The sequence below is a fragment of the Micromonospora sp. NBC_01405 genome, assembly GCF_045040155.1.
In the GTDB taxonomy this organism is placed as follows: Bacteria; Actinomycetota; Actinomycetes; order Mycobacteriales; family Micromonosporaceae; genus Micromonospora.
In genome coordinates this window covers 660183-678025 of sequence record NZ_CP109532.1, presented here as the reverse complement: position 1 = coordinate 678025, position 17843 = coordinate 660183, and the positions used below count along the sequence as shown (strand labels likewise).

The 17843-nt window shown below is 76.0% G+C and carries 13 protein-coding genes; 10 read left to right on the top strand and 3 right to left on the bottom strand.

Features of this window, described 5'->3' with window-relative positions; all coding sequences use genetic code 11:
* The first annotated feature begins 99 nt into the window (after window positions 1–99).
* From OG559_RS02235 to OG559_RS02190, 10 genes are all read left to right on the top strand, one after another.
* Complete coding sequence (locus OG559_RS02235; RefSeq protein ID WP_405111774.1) at window positions 100–1431, top strand: hypothetical protein; 1332 nt, start codon at window positions 100–102, stop codon at window positions 1429–1431.
* A 122-nt stretch (window positions 1432–1553) separates the two neighbouring features.
* Window positions 1554–2552 (top strand): dTDP-glucose 4,6-dehydratase, encoded by a 999-nt coding sequence (gene rfbB, locus OG559_RS02230; protein WP_405111771.1) that lies wholly within the window; start codon window positions 1554–1556, stop codon window positions 2550–2552.
* A gap of 60 nt (window positions 2553–2612) precedes the next feature.
* Window positions 2613–3416 (top strand): TetR/AcrR family transcriptional regulator, encoded by an 804-nt coding sequence (locus OG559_RS02225; protein WP_405111768.1) that lies wholly within the window; start codon window positions 2613–2615, stop codon window positions 3414–3416.
* 170 nt (window positions 3417–3586) lie between these two features.
* Window positions 3587–4900 carry a hypothetical protein gene (locus OG559_RS02220; RefSeq protein ID WP_405111765.1) on the top strand — a complete coding sequence of 438 codons (1314 nt, stop codon included), beginning with the start codon at window positions 3587–3589 and terminating at the stop codon, window positions 4898–4900.
* A 16-nt stretch (window positions 4901–4916) separates the two neighbouring features.
* Window positions 4917–6020 carry a transporter substrate-binding domain-containing protein gene (locus OG559_RS02215; protein ID WP_405111763.1) on the top strand — a complete coding sequence of 368 codons (1104 nt, stop codon included), beginning with the start codon at window positions 4917–4919 and terminating at the stop codon, window positions 6018–6020.
* A gap of 13 nt (window positions 6021–6033) precedes the next feature.
* Window positions 6034–7113, top strand: coding sequence for a hypothetical protein (locus tag OG559_RS02210; RefSeq protein WP_405111760.1), 1080 nt, complete (start codon window positions 6034–6036; stop codon window positions 7111–7113).
* Window positions 7110–9347: a tetratricopeptide repeat protein gene (locus tag OG559_RS02205; RefSeq protein ID WP_405111757.1), complete on the top strand. Its 2238-nt coding sequence runs from the start codon at window positions 7110–7112 to the stop codon at window positions 9345–9347. The genes OG559_RS02210 and OG559_RS02205 overlap by 4 nt, the downstream gene beginning before the upstream one ends.
* Before the next feature lie 70 nt (window positions 9348–9417).
* Window positions 9418–10890, top strand: coding sequence for a VWA domain-containing protein (locus OG559_RS02200; protein ID WP_405111755.1), 1473 nt, complete (start codon window positions 9418–9420; stop codon window positions 10888–10890).
* Window positions 10887–12692 (top strand): NACHT domain-containing protein, encoded by a 1806-nt coding sequence (locus tag OG559_RS02195; protein ID WP_405111752.1) that lies wholly within the window; start codon window positions 10887–10889, stop codon window positions 12690–12692. Before OG559_RS02200 ends, OG559_RS02195 begins: the two co-directional genes overlap by 4 nt.
* Before the next feature lie 188 nt (window positions 12693–12880).
* Entirely contained in the window at window positions 12881–13741 is an 861-nt protein-coding gene (locus OG559_RS02190; RefSeq protein WP_405111749.1) for a S1 family peptidase, read from the top strand.
* A gap of 115 nt (window positions 13742–13856) precedes the next feature.
* Here the strand turns inward: OG559_RS02190 and OG559_RS02185 are convergent, their stop codons facing one another.
* The 3 genes from OG559_RS02185 to OG559_RS02175 are packed head-to-tail and all read right to left on the bottom strand — an operon-like array spanning window position 13857 to window position 17775.
* On the bottom strand, window positions 13857–14951 hold the full coding sequence (locus tag OG559_RS02185) for a TAXI family TRAP transporter solute-binding subunit (protein WP_405111746.1): 1095 nt from the start codon (window positions 14949–14951) through the stop codon (window positions 13857–13859).
* On the bottom strand, window positions 14948–15340 hold the full coding sequence (locus OG559_RS02180; protein ID WP_396673080.1) for a roadblock/LC7 domain-containing protein: 393 nt from the start codon (window positions 15338–15340) through the stop codon (window positions 14948–14950). Before OG559_RS02180 ends, OG559_RS02185 begins: the two co-directional genes overlap by 4 nt.
* A complete protein-coding gene (locus tag OG559_RS02175; protein ID WP_405111744.1) occupies window positions 15337–17775 on the bottom strand; it encodes a nitrate- and nitrite sensing domain-containing protein in 2439 nt (812 codons plus the stop codon). Before OG559_RS02175 ends, OG559_RS02180 begins: the two co-directional genes overlap by 4 nt.
* Between the last annotated feature and the right edge of the window lie 68 nt (window positions 17776–17843).

Below are 17843 nucleotides of genomic sequence, written 5' to 3'. Positions count from 1 at the left end.
AATCGTGCAGTCAACGTGGGCTTAACGGCCCTCCCGCGCTGCCCCAAGGTCTTCCTCCACGGCGGATTGAACGGCTGGGCATCCACCTAGAGTCGCGCCATGACCACCGACGCGAACCTGGACACCGACCTCGTCGAGGTCAGCCCGGGCAGCGAGGCGAGCTGCCGGCTGGAGGTCCGCAACGCCGGCCCGATCGTCGAGTCGTACGTGCTCGAGGTGCTGGGCGACGCCGCCGGTTGGGCCCACGCCGAGCCGCCCACCGTCTCGGTCTACCCCGGCTCGGCCGAGACGGTCGTGATCCGCTTCCAGCCACCCCGGTCGCCGCAGGTGGTGGCCGGCGAGCGGCCCTTCGCGGTGCGGGTCACCCCGGCCGAGAACCCGGACGGCCAGGTCGTTCCGGAAGCCACGGTGCGGGTGCTGCCGTTCGCCGAGATCGCCCCCGAGATCCTGCCGCGTACCTCGCGGGGGCGCTGGGGCGGCCGGCACGAGCTGTCGGTGTCCAACCTGGGCAACACGCCGCTCGGGCTGACGTTGGCCGGCAGCGACCCGGACAACCGGCTCCGCGTCGCGGTCCGCCCGCCGCAACTCGCGGTGGCCCCCGGCGAGGCGGCCTTCGTCCAGGTGCGGGTCCGCGCGCGCCGGCTACGGTGGCGCGGTCACCCGGCGACGCTGCCCTTCCAGGTCGCGGTCGTCTCGGAGGAGACGCCCCCGGCCACCCTGGACGCGGCGACCGTGCAGGAGCCGTTGCTGCCGCAGGGGATGGGTCGGATCCTCGCCGCGCTGGTGGTCCTCGCGTTGCTCGGCGCCGGCCTGTGGTACGCGCTGCTGCGGCCGACGGTGAAGTCCCTGGCGGAGGAGGTCGCCCAGGAGCAGGTGGCCCCGGTGGCGCAGCAGGCCAGCGCCGCCGACAGCCGGGCCCAGCAGGCCGACGACAAGGCCCAGCGGGCGCTCGGCGGCGCGTCCGCCAGCCCTCGCCCGTCGGGGCCGACCCCGAGCAACCCGCCACTGCCGCCGTCGGCGACGCCCAGCGCCCCCGTGCCGGGTATCCCAGCGGGCGGGCAGTCCTTCAGCCGTCGGCTCGCGGTCACCACCGCGAAGGGCGCCACCCGCACCGACCAGTACACCGTGGCGTCCCGCCGGGTCTTCGTGCTGACCGACATCTTCCTGCAGAACCCGCAGGGCGACGAGGGGCGGCTGGAGCTGGTGGTGGACGGTACGACGGTGCTCACCGTGGCGTTGAACAACTTCCGGGACCTCGACTACCACATGGTGTCGCCGATCGAGGTCCGCGCCGGCCGGCTGATCAGCCTACGAGCCACCTGCCGGAAGGCGGGCACCACGCTCGACGGGGCCGGTGGCGGCGGCGGCCAGTGCCGCGACTACGCCCTGCTCAACGGCTACACCCGCAGCACGAGCACCCCGGCGGCCTGACGACACCGGCCGGGTCGCCGACGTCGCGCAGGCACAGTGTGGGCGTGGCCGCGTCACCGGCCCGCCCGCGGCGGGTGGCAAACTTCGACCCGGCCTCGAGACGCGTCGGCTAGCGTCGCGGCATGGAGCAGATGCTGGTCACCGGGGGTGCGGGATTCATCGGCGCCAATTTCGTCCACCGGGCGCTGGCCGCCCGGCCGGACCTGCGGCTGACCGTCCTCGACGCGCTCACCTACGCCGGGAACCGGGACAGCCTCGCCGAGGTGGGTGACCGGATCACCTTCGTCCACGGCGACGTCCGCGACGGCGACCTGGTCGACGCCCTCGTCCGGGACTGCGACACGGTGGTCCACTTCGCCGCCGAGTCCCACGTGGACAACTCCCTCTCCGACCCCATCCCGTTCCTGCGGACCAACGTCGAGGGCACCTTCGTGCTGCTCGAGGCGGTCCGCCGGCACGACCGGCGGCTGCACCACGTCTCCACCGACGAGGTGTTCGGCAGCCTGCCGCTGCACGGCGGCGGCGCGTTCACCGAGGAGACCCGGTATGACCCGTCGAGCCCGTACTCGGCCACCAAGGCGGCCTCGGACCTGCTGGTCCGGGCCTGGGCCCGGTCGTACGGGGTCCGGGCGACGCTGTCGAACTGCGCGAACAACTACGGGCCGTACCAGAACGTGGAGAAGTTCCTGCCCCGGCAGATCACCAACGTGCTGCTCGGGCGGCGACCGAAGCTCTACGGCACCGGCGAGAACGTGCGGGAGTGGACCCACGTCGACGACCACAACGACGCGGTGCTGCTGATCCTCGACGCCGGCAGGGTCGGCGAGACGTACCTGATCGGCTCCGGCGCCGAGTGGAGCAACCGGGCCCTGCTGGAGCTGACCCTGACGCTGCTCGGCCGGCCCGCCGACGACTTCGACAGCGTCCCGGACCGCCCCGCCCACGACCTGCGCTACGCCTGCGACAGCGGGAAGATCCGCCGGGAGCTGGGCTGGCGGCCCCGCTGGGCGGACCTGCCCGCCGGGCTGACCGCCACCATCGACTGGTACCGGGGCAACGAGTGGTGGTGGGGGCCGCAGAAGGCCGACACCGAGGCCCGCTACGCGGCCCTCGGGCGCTAGCCTGCCGGATGATCCGGGGCCGTACGCCGTACCGTATGCCCTGGATAGGATGGCGGCACCATGTCGAACGAGCGCAAGGGCAAGATCGACCCCGCCCGCAGCCTGGCCATCCTCTGGCGCACCCGGGAGCCGACCAGCCGCAGCGCCGGGCCGGGGCTCAGCGTCGACCGGATCGTCCGGGCGGCGATCGAGATCGCCGACGCCGAGGGGATCGACGCGCTCACCATGCGCCGGGTCAGCGAGGCGCTGGGCGTCGGGACGATGTCGGTCTACACGTACGTGCCGGGCAAGGCGGAGCTGCTCGACGTCATGGTCGACACGCTCTACGGCGAGATCAGGCGCCCGGTGGACGTCCCCGGCGGCTGGCGGGCCCGACTCGAACAGGCCGCCCGGGAGAACCTGGAGCTCTACCGCGTCCACCCGTGGCTGCTGCGCGCCGAGACCAGCCGGCCCGTGCTCGGCCCGAACATGCTCGCCAAGTACGACTACGAGCTGGGCGCCGTGGCCGGCATCGGCCTCGACGACGTGGAGATGGACGCCGTGCTCACCCTGGTCCTCGGGCACGTCAAGAGCGCGGCGCGGGCCGTGCTGGACGTGGCCGACCTGGAGCGCGAGACCGGCATGACGGACGGCCAGTGGTGGCAGTCGCACGCCCCCTGGCTGGAGAGGTTCATGAAGTCGGGCAGCTATCCGATGGCCTCCCGGGTGGGCTCGGCGGCCGGGGAGGCGCACGGCGCGGCGTACGGGCCGGAGTACGCGTTCGAGTTCGGCCTCCAACGGGTGCTCGACGGCGTCGCGGTGATCGTCGCCAAGCGTTCGGCCACGGCCGAACCGGACCGCTCGGACCCGGCCGACGCCGGATAGCGGCGTCGGCTGACGCCCACTTTGTCGGCCCGGTCGGATACCGGACATGGTGCGGCCGACCGCCCGGCTGCTCTGCCATCCTGGATCTTCCCCGCCGGTGTCCATCCGGGCCGGCCAGACCCGGCCGGCGAGCCGGAGGCAGCGCGCGGCGGGGGCGGACGGGGGCGCGGATGACCGTACGTGTGGAAGCCGGCCGCAGGGCCGAGACGTCGACCGCGACGCTGACCCGGGGCGCGGCCCAGCCGGACCGGGGCGCCCCGGCGCGCTGGCGGGACCCGCTCCGCACGACCCCCGCGCGGATCGTGCTCCACGGGCTCCTCCTCGCGGCCCTGCTGTTCGCCACGGCCGTGGTGGCCCTGCGCGCGGGAGGTCCGGCGACCACGCTGGGCGAACGGTCCGCCGCGTCCGCCGTGCGGACCGGCACGAGCGCCCGCCAGATCTACGTCGGCCTGGCAGACGCCGACGTCGCCGCCAGCGCCGTCTTCCTGCTGCCGCCCCGCGAGGAACGGGCGGCCGGGCTGAGGGCCGACTACCAGCGGAAGATCCACGAGGTCGAGCACGCGCTGAACGCCTCGATGGGCGCGGCGGTCGACGACCCGGACCGACTGGCGAAGCTGGCCACGATCGCCGCCCGGTTGCAGGTCTACCAGCGCATCATCTCCGACGCGCTGGCGGTGGCCGAGGGGCCGGGAACGGTCGCCAACCAGGGGGTGCTCGCCTCCGCGTACGCGCGGGAGGCGTCCCACTACCTGTCCACCGAGCTGCTGACCGCCGCCCAGACCCTGTGGGACTACGACACCAGGCTGCTGCGGGAGGCCCGGGTCGACGCCCGGTGGTGGGTGGCCGCCTCTCTGCTGATGCCGCTGCTGACCCTGGCGGCGCTCGGGGCCGTGCAGTGGTGGCTGTGGCGGCGCACCCGCCGCCGGCTCAACGCCGGCCTGCTCGTCGCCTCGGCGGGCGTCGTGGCCGTCCTGGCCCTGGCCGTCGCCTCGTGGTCGCACTGGCCGGCCGCCGACAGCCGATTCCCCGAGCTGGCGCGGGCCGTGGACGAGCAGAGCGCCACCCAGCAGCGGCTCGGCACGTTGCTGGCCGGCCGCGCGGACGTCTACCTGGGGCTCGGCGCCAGCGTCGACCCGGTGGGCCACCACGAGGACTTCGACGGCCGGCGGCTCTGCGACGTCCCGGACGGAATGGACTGCACCACCCTGACCGCCGTGTGGACCGCCCGGCAGAGCCAGGAGCCGGACGCGTTCCGCCGGGCCATGGACGCGGTGCTGGACGGCGGGCCCGCCGGGGAGTCCTTCGACGCGGCGACCGCAGCCCTCACCCACCGGCTCGACGAGGGCGACAAGGTGGTCGCCGGCCACGTGGGCGGCCTGCCGGCGACGCCGCGCCAGTTCGGTGGGCTCGCCGCGTGGGTCGCGTTGTTCGCCGGCGCCGCGGTCGTCGTCGGGTTGCGGCAACGCCTGGCCGAGTACCGGTGAGAGGGGCGGGGAATCGATGACGACACGGGTGACAGGGCGCTCGGCGGCCCGCCCCGGCGGCGGCCCGGTGGCCGCCCGGGCCGCGCTGGCGGGCGTCCTGCTGCTGGCGGTGGCGGCGTGCACGGCGGTCCCGCCGGACTCCGCCGCCGTACCCACCGCGGCGCCCTCGGGCGTGCAGCGGATCGCCAACGGTGGTGATGCGGCCAACGCCTTCTGCACGGTGCGCAGCAGCTTCGCCCCGAGCGGCACCCCGCCACGGGTGATCCGCGACCGGGCGTCGGGGCAGGGCCTGGTCGCGGGCGTCGACCCGTCCGACGCCACGATGAGCCACTGGAACGCCGAGACGCAGCAGTTCGAGGGCTTCAACATCGACCTCCTGCTGGCGGTGGCCCGGGCCATCTGGCCGGGGGAGGAGCCGCGCAAGCGGATCACCTTCAAGGTGGTGCCGCCCGGGCAGGGCGCCTTCGAGATGCTGGCGCCGGACCACCCGGACCGGGTCGACCTCATCGCCACCTCGCTGACGGCGAGCTGCGAGCGGGCGAAGCAGGTCCTCTTCTCCAACGACTACCTCGACTCCGGCCAGACGGCGCTGGTCCGACGCGTCGGCGGCCGGCCGGAGTACGCGGGCATCGAGCAGCTCGGCGGCCGTCGGGTCTGCGCGGCGGCGCGGACCACCTCGCTCGCGGCGATCGCCGGCTACCGCACGGCCGACGGCACACTCCCGGTGCCGGTGCAGGCCGCCCACCCGATCGACTGCCTGGTCATGCTGCGCCAGGGGCAGGTCGACGCGGTCAGCACGGACGAGAACATCCTCCTCGGCTTCACCCGGATGACGCCCGACACCGTGCTGGTCACCGAGCCGCCCCGGGGCAACGCCCAGTTCTGCCGCTACCACGACGGCAGGCGGCCGTGCACCTGGTTCACCGACGAGCCGCACGCCTTCGCGTTCGCCCGGGACAACCCGGACAGCCTGGAGCTGGCCCGGTTCGTCAATCACGTCCTGGAGTCCACCCGCGCCTCCGGGGTGTGGTCGACGGCCCACCGGCAGTGGCTCGCCGACCACCCCGACCGGGGGCAGCCGACACCGGGCCCGCCGGTCACGTCGTGGCCGCCCGGGTGAGGGGCGGGGCGTGATGCCGGACGGCGATCGGCTCGACGCCGTGCGGGCCGCGCACGGCCTGGCCGCCGAGTGGCTGCTGGAGGCGCAGGCGCTGATCACCGGGGAGTTCCGCGCCCCGCTCACCGGCGTCACCGCCGGGACGGAGAACGCGGCCTGGGACGAGCTGCACGTGCTCGGCTGCCTGTCGCTGGCCATCGACCCGATGGACGACGGCCCCGACCCGGCGGTGCGGCGCAACGACCGCCTCGCCCGGCTGCTCACCGACCCGATCGAGGTCACGTTCACCTCCGCCACGGGGGAGGCGCCCCGGATCGAGCGGTTGTCCCTCGACGAGATCGTCGCGGCGGCCCGGGAACGCCGGGCCACGATCCGCCGGCTCGTCGACGCGTACCGCGCGGCCGTGCGATTCGTGGAGGCCGACCTCGACCGGCTGCGCAAGGAGGTCGCGGACCCGCGACACCGGGCCGGCGCGGCCGACCGGGGCGCGACGGCGCCGGACGCGCCCGCCGTCCGGCTCGCCGGGCTGGAGCAGGAGGCCGCGGCGGACCCGGTGGGCTGTGCCCGTCCCGGCCCCTGGCGCGACGCGCTGGACGGCCTCGCGGACGACCTTGCCCCCGTACCCCGGGCGCCCGCCCCGGCCCCCGGCGACCCGGACCGGCGGACGTCCGGGGAGCGGCGACTGTGCTCGTCGGTGAAGCGCCTGCGGGAGCTCGCGGCCGAGGCGGCCCGGGAGGGGCTGGGTGACGGCGGCGACCCGGTGGCCGCCCTCGACGTCGACGGGCTGCTCGCCCGCGCCGCGTCGCCCGGCGCCCCGGCCGGCTCCGCCGCCGAGCTGGAGACCGCCCTCGACCGGGCCGCCGCCCAGGTCGACACCGCCCGGCGGCGGCTGCGCGGCCGCTGCCACCTGGAACTCGGCGGGCGGCTGGAGGCGTACCGGCAGCGCGCCGCCGACGAGGGCCGGGCCGAGCACCCCGACCTGGAGCAGAGCTACCGCGAGGCGCGGGACAGGCTGCGCCCCGATCGCTTCGCCGTGACCGCCGCGAGCCGGGCGGTCCGCGCCTACCAGCAGGCCGTGAACGAGGTGACCCGATGACGCCGACGAGCCGCTCCTGCGTGGAGCGCAACTGCCCCGGGACGGTGGACCAGGACGGCTTCTGCCGGCTGTGGGGCCACCCGTGCGACGGCGGCCCGCCGGGCGCGGACCCGCCGTCGTCGTCGGTGGCCCCGCCGTCGCTGTCGTCGGTGGTGCGGCCGTCGTCGGTGGTCCGGCCGTCGTCCCGCGTCCCACGGCCCGTCCCGGTGCAGTCCCGCGAGCCGTGGCGTCCCCGGGTCCGGCCGTGGGAGAGCCCGGCGCTCATCCCGCCGGCCCGGGCCCGGGACCCGCTGGAGGCGGTGCTGTCCCAGGCCGTCGTGCCCGAGCACTCCCGCTACTGCCCGCAGACGACGTGCCGGCGCAGGGTGCCCCGGGTCAGCGGGTACTGCCCCAACTGCGGCTCCCGCTACTCGTTCACCCCACCGCTGGCCATGGGCGACGTGCGGGCCGGCCGCTACCGGATCGAGGGCTGCCTGGGGCACGGCGGCGTGGGCTGGGTGTTCCTCGCCCGCGACGAGGACATGGACGGCAGTTGGCGGGTGCTGAAGGGGCAGCGCAACCCCGAGGACCGGGAGGCCGCGGCGGCGTTCGTCGGGGAACGGCAGGCGCTGATCGCGCTCAACCACCCCCGCATCGTGACCATCACCCACGCGCTGCGCCCCGAGTCCGACTCCGACGTCGGGTACCTGGTGATGGAGTACGTCAACGGCGGCACCCTGGAGGACGCCCGCCGCACCATCGGCCCGGACGGCGGCCCGTCCGCCGTGGACGTGCCGCAGGCGCTGGGGTACGGGGTGCAGATCCTCGACGCCTTCGAGTACCTGCACGACCAGGGCTGGTTGTACTGCGACCTGAAGCCCGAGAACGTCATGCTGATCGGCGGGTACGGCCCGGACGGCCCGCTCAAGCTCGTCGACTTCGGCGCGGCCCGGCGGATCGACAACACCGTCAGCCCGCCCTGGGGCACGGCCGGCTTCGAGGCCCCCGAGGTGCAGCGCCTCGGCCCGGCGGGGCCGAGCGTCCGCTCCGACATCTACACGGTCGGCCGTACCCTCGCCGCGCTGACCCTGGCGGTCAGCGCGACCGACCTGCGTCCCCTGCCGGTGGGGCAGGACCTGCTGCGGTTGCCGCTGCCGGCCACGCTCGACCCGTTCGCGCGGCTGCTGGCCCGGGCCACCGCCGTCGAACCCGAGGAGCGGTTCGGCTCCGCCGCCGAGATGCGCGAGCAGGTAAGGGGGGTACGCCGGCAGGTGCGCTCGGCCGCCGACGGCATCCCCCGCCCCACCCGGTCCACCCTGTTCAGCCCGGCGGCGTGCGCGTTCGCCCTGCACGCCGACGTCGACGCCCTCGACATGGTGGAGATCGTGCTCGGCCTGCCGATGCCGCTGGTCGACGGCAACGACCCGGCGGCCGGTTTCCTCGCCTCGCTCGGCCAGGCCGAGCCCGCCGAGCTGATCGCCCTGCTCGGCACCGCGCCCGAGCACACCGCCGAGGTCACCTACCGGATGGTGCGGGCGTACCTCGCCGCCGGCCGGGCGGACGAGGCGGGGCCGCTGCTCGCCGGCATCCCCGACGACCGGCGGGGCTGGTCACTGTGGTGGCACCAGGGCCTGGCCGCCCTGGTGGACACCGACGGCGCCGCCGCCCGGGACCGGTTCGGACGGGTGTACGGGTGGCTGCCCGGCGAGGTGTCCGCGCGCCTGGCGTACGCGGTGGCCTGCGAGGTCGCCGGCGACCACCCGACGGCCTCCGCGCACTACCGGGGGGTGTGGGAGACCGATCAGGGTGTGGTCGCCGCCGCCTTCGGGCTGGCCCGCTGCCTGTTCGTCACCGAGGGCCCACGCGCCGCCGCCGCCGTCCTGCTCACCGTGCCGGAGTCGTCCCGCGCCTCGACGGTGGCGGCGACCTGCGCGGTACGGATGCTGCTGGAGGCGCCGGAGGACGGCCACCGGCTCGACGCCGCGCTCGACGCCGCGGCTGTCGTGGAGAAGCTGCCCCCGTTCGCCGAACGCGACCTGGTCGAGGCGCACATCCTGCGGATCGCCCTCGGCAGCGACCTGGCCGACGGGCGGTACGCCGACCGGCGACTGTTCGGTCACCGGCTCGACCCGGACACCCTGCGCCGCGTCTTCGAACGCACCTGCCGGTCCCTGGCCGGGCACACCGGCGACCGCCGGGAGCGGATTGCGCTGGTGGACCTCGCCAACGCGCACCGGCCGGTGACCTGGTGGTGATCTCCGGCAGGCGTGGCGAGCCGGTGGCCGGCCAGCCTCCGGCCGGCGGACCCGACGAAAGGAGCCCCGCGTGACGGCACCGGACGGGCTGCGGCTCGACCTGACCGCCCACCACAGCGAGTACCTGCCGACCGACGGCGGGACCGTCGACGTCGTCGCCGCGGTGCGGGCCGGACCGGCCGGTGGCGACGCGCGACACGACGGGCTCGCCGAGGTGATCCTGCTCGACTGCTCCGGCTCGATGGGTGCGCCGCAGGCCAAGATGCGGGCCGCCCGCGCGGCCACCCTCGCGGCCGTCGACGCGCTGCCCGACGGGGTGGCGTTCGCCGTGGTGGAGGGCACCAGCGGGGCCGAGATGATCTACCCCGGCGAGCGGCGGCTCGCGGTCGCCGACGAGGGCACCCGGGCCGCGGCCCGGCGCGCGGTACGCAGGGCGTCGCCGCACGGCGGCACCGCCATCGGCAAGTGGCTGCTGCTGGCCCGGGACCTGCTCGGAACCCGGCCCGACGCGATCGGGCACGCCATCCTGCTGACCGACGGCCGCAACGAGTCCCAACGGCCCGCCGAGCTGAGGGCGGCCGTGGACGCCTGCGTGGATCGGTTCACCGTGGACTGCCGGGCCATCGGCTCGGCGGACGGGGTGCACGACTGGGACGGCCCGGAGCTGCTCGGCATCGCGGACGCGCTGGGCGCCAACCCCGTCGTGCCGGTGGAGGACCTCGGCGGCCTCGCTGCCGAGTTCGCGGCGGTGCTGGACCGCGCGCTGAGCCGCCGGGCCGCCGACGCCCGGCTGCGGGTGTGCACCAGCGCGCTGGCCCGGATCCGCTTCGTCAAGCAGGTGTACCCGACCATCGTCGACCTCACCGGCCGGGGCGTGGCCGCCGGTGACCTCACCACCGACTTCCCCATCGGGGCGTGGAGCCCGGCCGACCGGCGCGACTACCACGTCGCCCTGGAGGTGGACCCGATGACCCCGCAGGCGCAGCGGCGGATCGGTTGGCTGGGCGTACGGGTCGACGCGGCCCCGGACACCGCCGAGGTGCCCGTGGACGTGGAGTGGACCGACGAGATCGAGCTGTTCTCCCGGGTGCACGAGACCATCGCCCACTACACCCACCAGCAGGGGTACGCCGAACAGGTGGGGCTGGCGCTGGCGGCGGCCGGCGTCGGCCGGCTCACCGACGCGGAGCACCACCTCGGGCAGGCCGTGGCCCTCGCCCACGCCGGCGGCCACGACGACAAGCTGCGGCAGCTCGACCGGATCGTGGACGTGCGGGACGCCGCCGCCGGCGACGTACGCCTCAAGCCCCACGTCGACCTGCGGCGCTGGCAGTACTCCGCGGCGGTCGCGCCGCAGACGTCCTCCTGGGTGTCCGGCGAGCCGGGGGGCGGCCCGGGGCGGTCGGACCCGCCGCCGCATCCGGCCCCCGAGCAGCGGGTGCCGCCGTGGGAGCACTGCAACGAACTGCACACCCGCCCGTACTGCGGCGGGTGCGGCGCCCACCACGACTCGCCGGGCGGGCCGGCCCGGGTGGGCGCGTGACCTGGGACTACTTCGACAAGGTGGCCAGTGTGGTCAGCGGGCTGCTGGCGCTGGCCGCCGCGATCCTGGCGGTCCGCCGCCACCTGCGCGGCCGGCGCGGGCGCGGCTGGTGGGCCGCCCTGAGCCCGCTGTGGAGGGCCCAGTCGGAGGAGGCGATCGTCCACCCGCACCGGATCGCCGGAGGGTACGTCCGCCCCCTGTCGGAGGTGTACGTCGCCCGCCGGGTCGTCTCCCGGCTCGACCCCGCCGTCGGCCCCGTCGCCGCCGAGTCGCTGCTCACCGGCTCCGGGCACGTGCTGCTGATCGGCGAGCCGGGCAGTGGGAAGTCGGCGCTGGTCCGGCAGGCGTGCGCAAGCTCGGCGCGGTGGTGGCTCGCCGGGCGGGGCCGGTTGCGCCGGACCCCTCCCGGGCCGGTGGTGGTGGGCCTGCCGGCGACCGCGCTGGTGCACCAACCGCTGCCCGCCGCGCTCGCCGAGGCGTACCGCGACATGGTGCCCGGCCTGGACTTCGCGCGGGAGCCCGCGCCGGACCGGGCGTGGCTGGTCTGCGTCGACGGGGTCGACGCGGTGGCGGACCCGGACGACCGGGCGGAGGTGCTCAACCGCCTCGCCGCGCTGGCCCGCGCCCCCGCGCCCCCGGCCGGGCCGTGGCGGGTCCTGGTGACGACCCGTCAGCTCGCGGAGAACGAGCTGGCGGTTCTGGGCCCCGGGTACGCCGCGTACCACCTGACGCCGTTCACCGACCCGGACGTCGGGCGGTTCGCGCACCGCTGGTTCCCGAGCGCGGTGGCCGCGCGGCGCTTCCTGAGCTGGGTCGATCACCAGCGGGCCCGCCCCGCGCTGCGCAACCCCCTCACCGCCACCATCGCCGCCGCGGTCTGGCAGGCCGGGCTGGCGGGCCCGGACCCGGTGGCCGACCCGGCGGTGCTGCTGGACCGGTTCGTCGGCGCCCTGCTCGGCGGCGGGCGGGCCAGCTTCGACACGACGTGCGACACGCTGCGCCGGGCGGTGCGGGGCGGGCCGGTCGCCGACTGGCTGACCGAGCGCCACACCGAACTGGTCGAGGTTGCGGCGGCTGCCACGGTGACCGGCGTCGACCCGGTCGCGGCGGTGGTCGACTGGTCGGCGGGGCAGGCGCCGTACCAACCGGACCGGGTGCTGCCGGACTGGGATCGACACGTGCGGCAGGTCCTGCTCGCCACCGGCCTGTTCTCCGACGCCGGGGCCGGCCGCGTGCCCGCCGCCCGGTCTGGTGCGGCGGGCGGGCCGGCCCCGGCTTCCGGCACGCTGGCCGCGACCTGGCCCGGCCTGGTCGAGCACCTGGCGGCGGGCCCGCTCGCCCGGGACTGGAGCGCGCAGCGCTGGATCACGGCGATGACCAGCACCCCCCAGCGGGGCGTCGGGTTGTGGGCGATGAGTCGGGCCACGGTCGCGCCGGGGTTCCTCCAGGACGTGGCGCGGGACCCGGCCGGGGCGGTCGCCGCCGGGCACTACCTGGCCGCGGGCGGCGCCGCAGGCCCGGCGGTCCGCTCGGACGTGCTGGCGGCGCTGCTGACCCACTGGTCGCCCCGCCCGGGCCCGGCGGTCGACGGCGTCGACCCGCTGCCGGTGCGCGACGTGCGGCAGGAGTGCTTCGCGCTGCTCACCACGCTGACCGCCGCCACGGTGAACCGGGACCTGCTCCGCGAGGTCGCCGTCGACCCGCGCCGACCCACCGTCGTCCGGCGGGCCGCCGCGCTCTTCTTCGCCACCCGGCGACGTCAGCAGCCGGCCGGCGCCGCCCGCGCTGATTCCGGGAATTAGTGGCTATCGCGCGACGGGACACCACTCTTTCCCCGAAAGAGCACCATCCCGGGGTTCCCGCCCGGCGGGTGGGCGGGTGGGGGTGGGTGGGGGGCCTCGGCGTATCGACTCGGCTCGGCGTATTGAACCGGGCGGGCGGGGCGCGGATGCTGTAGGGAATCCATTGTTGCCGATGTATGGAGGCTCGAATGCGTCGCTTCCCCCTGCTCGCACTCCTGCTCGTCGTCCCCCTGGCCGCACCACCGGCGGTCGCCCGGGCCGCCGCTCCAGCCGCCGCGCCGGTCGCCGCCGCGTCGATCGCCATGGCCGCCACCGCTCCGGCCGGCACCGCGTGGGCCGTGGACCCGGCCACCGGCCGGACCACCGTCGCCGTGGACGACACGGTGAGCGAGAGCCAACTGGCCGCGCTGCGCACCCGGCTGGCCGGCACCGACGCCGTGGTCCGCCGGGAACCCGGCCGGCTCAGCACCCTGATCGCCGGCGGGCAGGCCATCTACGCCGGAGGCGGGGGCCGCTGCTCGCTGGGCGCCAACGTCCGCAGCGGCAGCACCTACTACTTCGTCACCGCCGGCCACTGCACGTCGATCGCCACCACCTGGTACGCCAACAGCGCCACCACGACGGTCCTCGGCTCCCGCACCGGCAGCAGCTTCCCCGGCAACGACTACGGGATCGTCCGTTACACCTCGTCGACGGTTCCGCACCCGAGCGCCGTCTACACGTACCCCGGGACGGTGACCATCACCGGCACCGCCACGCCGGTCGTCGGCATGGCCGTCTGCCGCAGCGGCTCCACCACCGGCGTGCGGTGCGGCACGATCACCGCCCTCAACGCCACGGTCAACTACGCCGAGGGTTCGGTCTCCGGGCTGATCCGCACCAACATCTGCGCCGAGCCCGGCGACAGCGGCGGCCCGCTCTACGTCGCCGCCACCGGCCGGATCCTCGGCGTCCTCTCGGGCGGCAGCGGCAACTGCACCAGCGGCGGCACCACCTACTACCAGCCGATCAACGAGATCCTGGCCGCGTACGGGGTGACGATCCCCTGAGCCGGCGGGCCGGGCGGTCACCTGCGGAGAAGTGCGGGCTTCCCGCGGTCAGCCGCCCGGCCCCGTGCCGTTCGGCCTGTGCCCACCGACGGGCCGTCCCGGTCCCGGCCCCCGGTCAACCGTTCTGGTAGAACCGGGACGCCCCGGGGTGCAGCGGGACGGGGTCGGTGTCGGCCGCGCTGCTCCGGTCGAAGTTGCGCCCCTCCGGATGCACCGTCCCCAGCTCGGTCTGGTGCGCGAAGAGCAGCGCGGTCAGGTCGTACGCCAGCTTGTCCGGCATGTCGGCGCTCACCAGGATCATGTTCGCCACGGTCACCGTCGGCACCGCCGTCGGCGTCCCGTACGCCTCCTTCGGCAGGTCGGCGGCGGCGTAGACCGGCCCGTACGCGGCGGTCAGCGGCTCGATCAGGTCGGCGATCGGCAGGAACCGGAACTTGCCGGGCGCGGCGGCGAGCAGGTCGGTGATGCCGGGCGTGGGCAGCCCGCCGGAGAAGAACATCGCGTCGAGGGTGCCGGCCCGCATCCGGGCGGCGGTGTCCGGCAGGGAGAGCCGGGCCCGGCGGACGCCCCGCTCCGGGTCGATTCCGGCCGCGGTGAGCAGCCGGCCGGCGATGACGTCGGTGCCCGACCGGGGGGAGCCCGTGGAGACCCGCCCGCCCCGCAGGTCGGACAGGGTGGTGATCTTCGCGTCGGCGCGTACCAGCACGTGGGTGTAGTTGCGGTAGACCCGGGCCAGCGCGCGCACCTGCTGCGGCCGGCCCTGGAACGCGCCCCGCCCGGCGTTCGCGTCGGCCGCGGTGTCCGCCAGGCTGAACGCGATCTCCATGTCGCCGCCGGTGACCCGGGTGATGTTCTCGCCCGAGGCGCCGGTCGGCTCGGCGCGCGCCTCGTAGCCGGGCAGGTACCGGCTGATCAGATCGGCGTACCCGCCGCCGAGCTGGTAGTAGACGCCGGTGGTGTTGCCGGTGGCGAGGAAGATCCGCCCGCCGTGCCAGGGTGCCGGCTGCGGCGCCGCGTCGTTACCGCAGCCGGCCGCCAGCAGGACGGACAGCAGCGCGACCAGGGCGGCGGCCACCCGGCCGGGTCCGCCGGGGCGGCGTGCCGGCACCGCCGGGGCGGGGCCGGGCGGTGCGGTCGCGATGGTCGCGGCACGTCCGGCCGGTGCCGTCGCCGCCCGCCCGCGACTCGGCGGGGTCGGGCGAGCGGTCACGACCGGGCCGCCGGCTCGAGGGCCTCGGCCACCCGCTGCACCAGCATGGCCGTCTCGTAGCCGATCTGGCCCAGGTCGCAGCCGGGGGCGGCCAGCACGCCGATCAGTGCCCGGTCGCCGACCGCCATCACCAGCAGCACCCCGCCGTCCATGTCGACGATCTGCTGGCGTACCCGGCCGGCGTTCATGAACCGGGCGGCGCCCACGGTGAGGCTCGCCAGGCCGCTGATCACGGCGGCCAGGTGGTCGACCTGGTCGGTGGAGAGGCCGGGGGAGGCGGCCAGCTTGAGGCCGTCGCCGGAGACCGCGAGGGCGTGGGCGACGTCCGGCACCTGGGTGGCGAAGCTGGCCAACAGCCAGTCGAGGCCTGTGCTCGGCTGCGGTGTCATGTGGTTCTCCTGGTGGCGTCGTTCTGTTGGCTGTGGCGCATCGCGGTCGCGACGCCCTCGGCCAGCGCGGAGAGCCGGGCCCGGACCAGTTCCGGGTCCAGCAGGTCGTCCGGCTGGCGCCGGGCGGACTGTGGGTTGGGCAGCGGGGGCGCGAGTTGGCCGCCGCGGGCGCGTCGGGGCAGCGCCCCGCCGCCGGGCGTGACCGTCCCGCCGTGGCCCGTCGTCCCGTTGCGGCCCGCTGTGTCGCCGTGGCCTGCTGTGTCGCCGTGGTCCGCCGTCCCGCCCCAGGTCGACCCGGTGCCGGCGACCGCGGGCCAGGCCGGTGCCGCCGGTCCGGGCTGGCGCTGCGTCCCGGACCCCGGCAGCGTGGCGGCCGGGGCCTGCTGGGAGCGCACCGGCGGCGAGACCGCCGTGAGTCGCGCGGCGGCGACCGGGGCGGGTGACCAGGCAGGCGGCACGGCGGGGGCACGGCCGGTGGAGAACCAGGTGGCCGGCGAGGACGGCGTCCCCGACGGCCGGGCGGCCGGCGCCGGACCCGACCGGGCCACCACCTTCTCCACCAGGGTGAGGGCGCTCTCCGGGATCTCGACGGTGGCCGTGGTGCCCGCGCCGGCGCTGCGCAGCGACACCCGGATGTGGTGCCGGGCGGCCAGGTGGGCGACCACGTGCAGCCCCATGCTGCCCGCCGCGGCGCTGGACAGGCTGCCCGGCCTGTCGAGCCGTTCGTTGATCTCGGCGAGCCGGCTGTCGCTGATCCCGATCCCCCGGTCGTGGACCCGCAGGACCAGCCCGTCGATGGTGCGCCGCCCGTCGACCCCCACCATCGCGTGCGGCGGGGAGTAGGCCGTCGCGTTCTCCAGCAGTTCGGCCAGCAGGTGCACCAGGTTGCCGACCACCGAGGCGTCGATGGCCACGGGCGGCAGGTCCGCCTCGACCCGGGTGTACTCCTCGATCTCGGCGGCGGCGGCCGTCACCACGTCGGCGATCAGGTGCGCGCCGTGCTGGCCGCGCCCCGGCTCGCCGCCGGCCAGCACCAGCAGGTTCTCGCCGTTGCGGCGCATCCGGGCCGCCAGGTGGTCGAGGGCGAAGAGCCGGGCCAGCGCGTCAGGGTCGGTCTCCTCCCGCTCGAACTCGTCGAGCAGGCGCAACTGCCGGGTGATCAGGGTCCGGATCCGCCGGGCCAGCGCCTCCGCCATCCGGGTCACGTCGACCCGTAGCTCCGCCTGCTGCCCGGCCAGCCGCAACGCCGACCGGTTCACCGTGTCGAACGCGTCCGCCACCTGGGCGATCTCGTCGCGCCCCCGGGCGATGCCGGCGGTCCGGTCCAGCGCGGAATCCGCCCCGTCGGCCGGCCCGCCGGGGCACCCGTCCGCCGGGCCGCCCGCCGCGATGGCGGTGATCCGGTCGGGCAGCTCCCGGTGGGCCATGGTCAGCGCGGCCACCCGCAGCCGGCGCAGCCGGCGGCTGGTGTGCATCGCGAGCAGCCCGGCAGCGACGAAGGAGAGCACCGCCACGCTCAGGGTGATCCCGGCGCTGACCAGGGCGTCCCGCCGGGCCGCGGCGGCCAGCCCGGCCGCCTGCCGGTCGAGCTGCTCGGACAGGTCCCGGCTGATCAGGTTGTACCGGCGGATCACCCCGCTCTGCGCCACGTACCAGGCGTCGCCGTCGGTCCTCAGTGCCTCCGGCACCGCGTCCGCGCCCAGCGCGCCGTCGCGCATCCGGCGGGCGGTCGCCACGTCCTGGCCGTCCAACAGCCGGTTGTACGTCGCCGACGAGGCGGGGCTGGCGATCCGGGAGAACTCGGCCTGCCGCTGCTCCTGTGCCCCGCGCAACTGGGCCACCCGGGCCAGCTCGCCCGGCTTCAGCGCGCCCCGGGAGAAGATCGCCCGCAGCAGGTCCCGCTCCAGCGCGGCGAAGTGTTCCTGGGCGGCGACGGCGGCCACCTCGCGGGCCGAATTCGCCAGGTCCGTGTCACGTAGCTGGGCGGGGAGCGCGTCGGCGACCCCGAGCAGCGTGTCGACCAGGCTCACGTAGAGCTGGTCGGCGGGGCGGACCCCCAGCGCGAGTGTCCGGGCGTCGTCGAGCTGGGCGAGCTGGCCGTCCGCGCCGTCCAGCGCGCCGGCGAGCGCCGGGGCGGCCCGTCGGGCGTCGTCCCGGGCCGTCCGGTACCGCCCGGCCGCCGAGTCGACGCGCTGGCGCTGGGCGTTGACGAGCTGCCGACCGGAGGCGCCGCCGCGCTGACGCAACGCGACCGTCTCGGCCAGCTCCCGTTCCAGCTCGTGCACCAGCCGCACGGTCGCGGTGGCGGTGCCGGCGAGCACCCGGGCGCGCTCGGCGTCGGCCGTGGCGGCCAGTGCCGTACGGGTCTGCAGGGTGCCGAGCACGAGCAGGCCGACCGTGGCGATCAGGATCGGCGCGACCAGTTGGGTCCGCACCGACCACAACCGACTGGTCCGGTCCGTGGAGCGGTTGTGCCGGCGTACGTCAGCTGTGCCGGGCTGGG

What these genes read in the sequence shown, in the direction of transcription:
- OG559_RS02235 (WP_405111774.1), top strand. Translation starts at nt 100, where the DNA reads ATGACCACCGACGCGAACCTGGACACCGACCTCGTCGAGGTCAGCCCG.
- rfbB (WP_405111771.1), top strand. Translation starts at nt 1,554, where the DNA reads ATGGAGCAGATGCTGGTCACCGGGGGTGCGGGATTCATCGGCGCCAAT.
- OG559_RS02225 (WP_405111768.1), top strand. Translation starts at nt 2,613, where the DNA reads ATGTCGAACGAGCGCAAGGGCAAGATCGACCCCGCCCGCAGCCTGGCC.
- OG559_RS02220 (WP_405111765.1), top strand. Translation starts at nt 3,587, where the DNA reads ATGACCGTACGTGTGGAAGCCGGCCGCAGGGCCGAGACGTCGACCGCG.
- OG559_RS02215 (WP_405111763.1), top strand. Translation starts at nt 4,917, where the DNA reads ATGACGACACGGGTGACAGGGCGCTCGGCGGCCCGCCCCGGCGGCGGC.
- OG559_RS02210 (WP_405111760.1), top strand. Translation starts at nt 6,034, where the DNA reads ATGCCGGACGGCGATCGGCTCGACGCCGTGCGGGCCGCGCACGGCCTG.
- OG559_RS02205 (WP_405111757.1), top strand. Translation starts at nt 7,110, where the DNA reads ATGACGCCGACGAGCCGCTCCTGCGTGGAGCGCAACTGCCCCGGGACG.
- OG559_RS02190 (WP_405111749.1), top strand. Translation starts at nt 12,881, where the DNA reads ATGCGTCGCTTCCCCCTGCTCGCACTCCTGCTCGTCGTCCCCCTGGCC.
- OG559_RS02180 (WP_396673080.1), bottom strand. Translation starts at nt 15,340, where the DNA reads ATGACACCGCAGCCGAGCACAGGCCTCGACTGGCTGTTGGCCAGCTTC.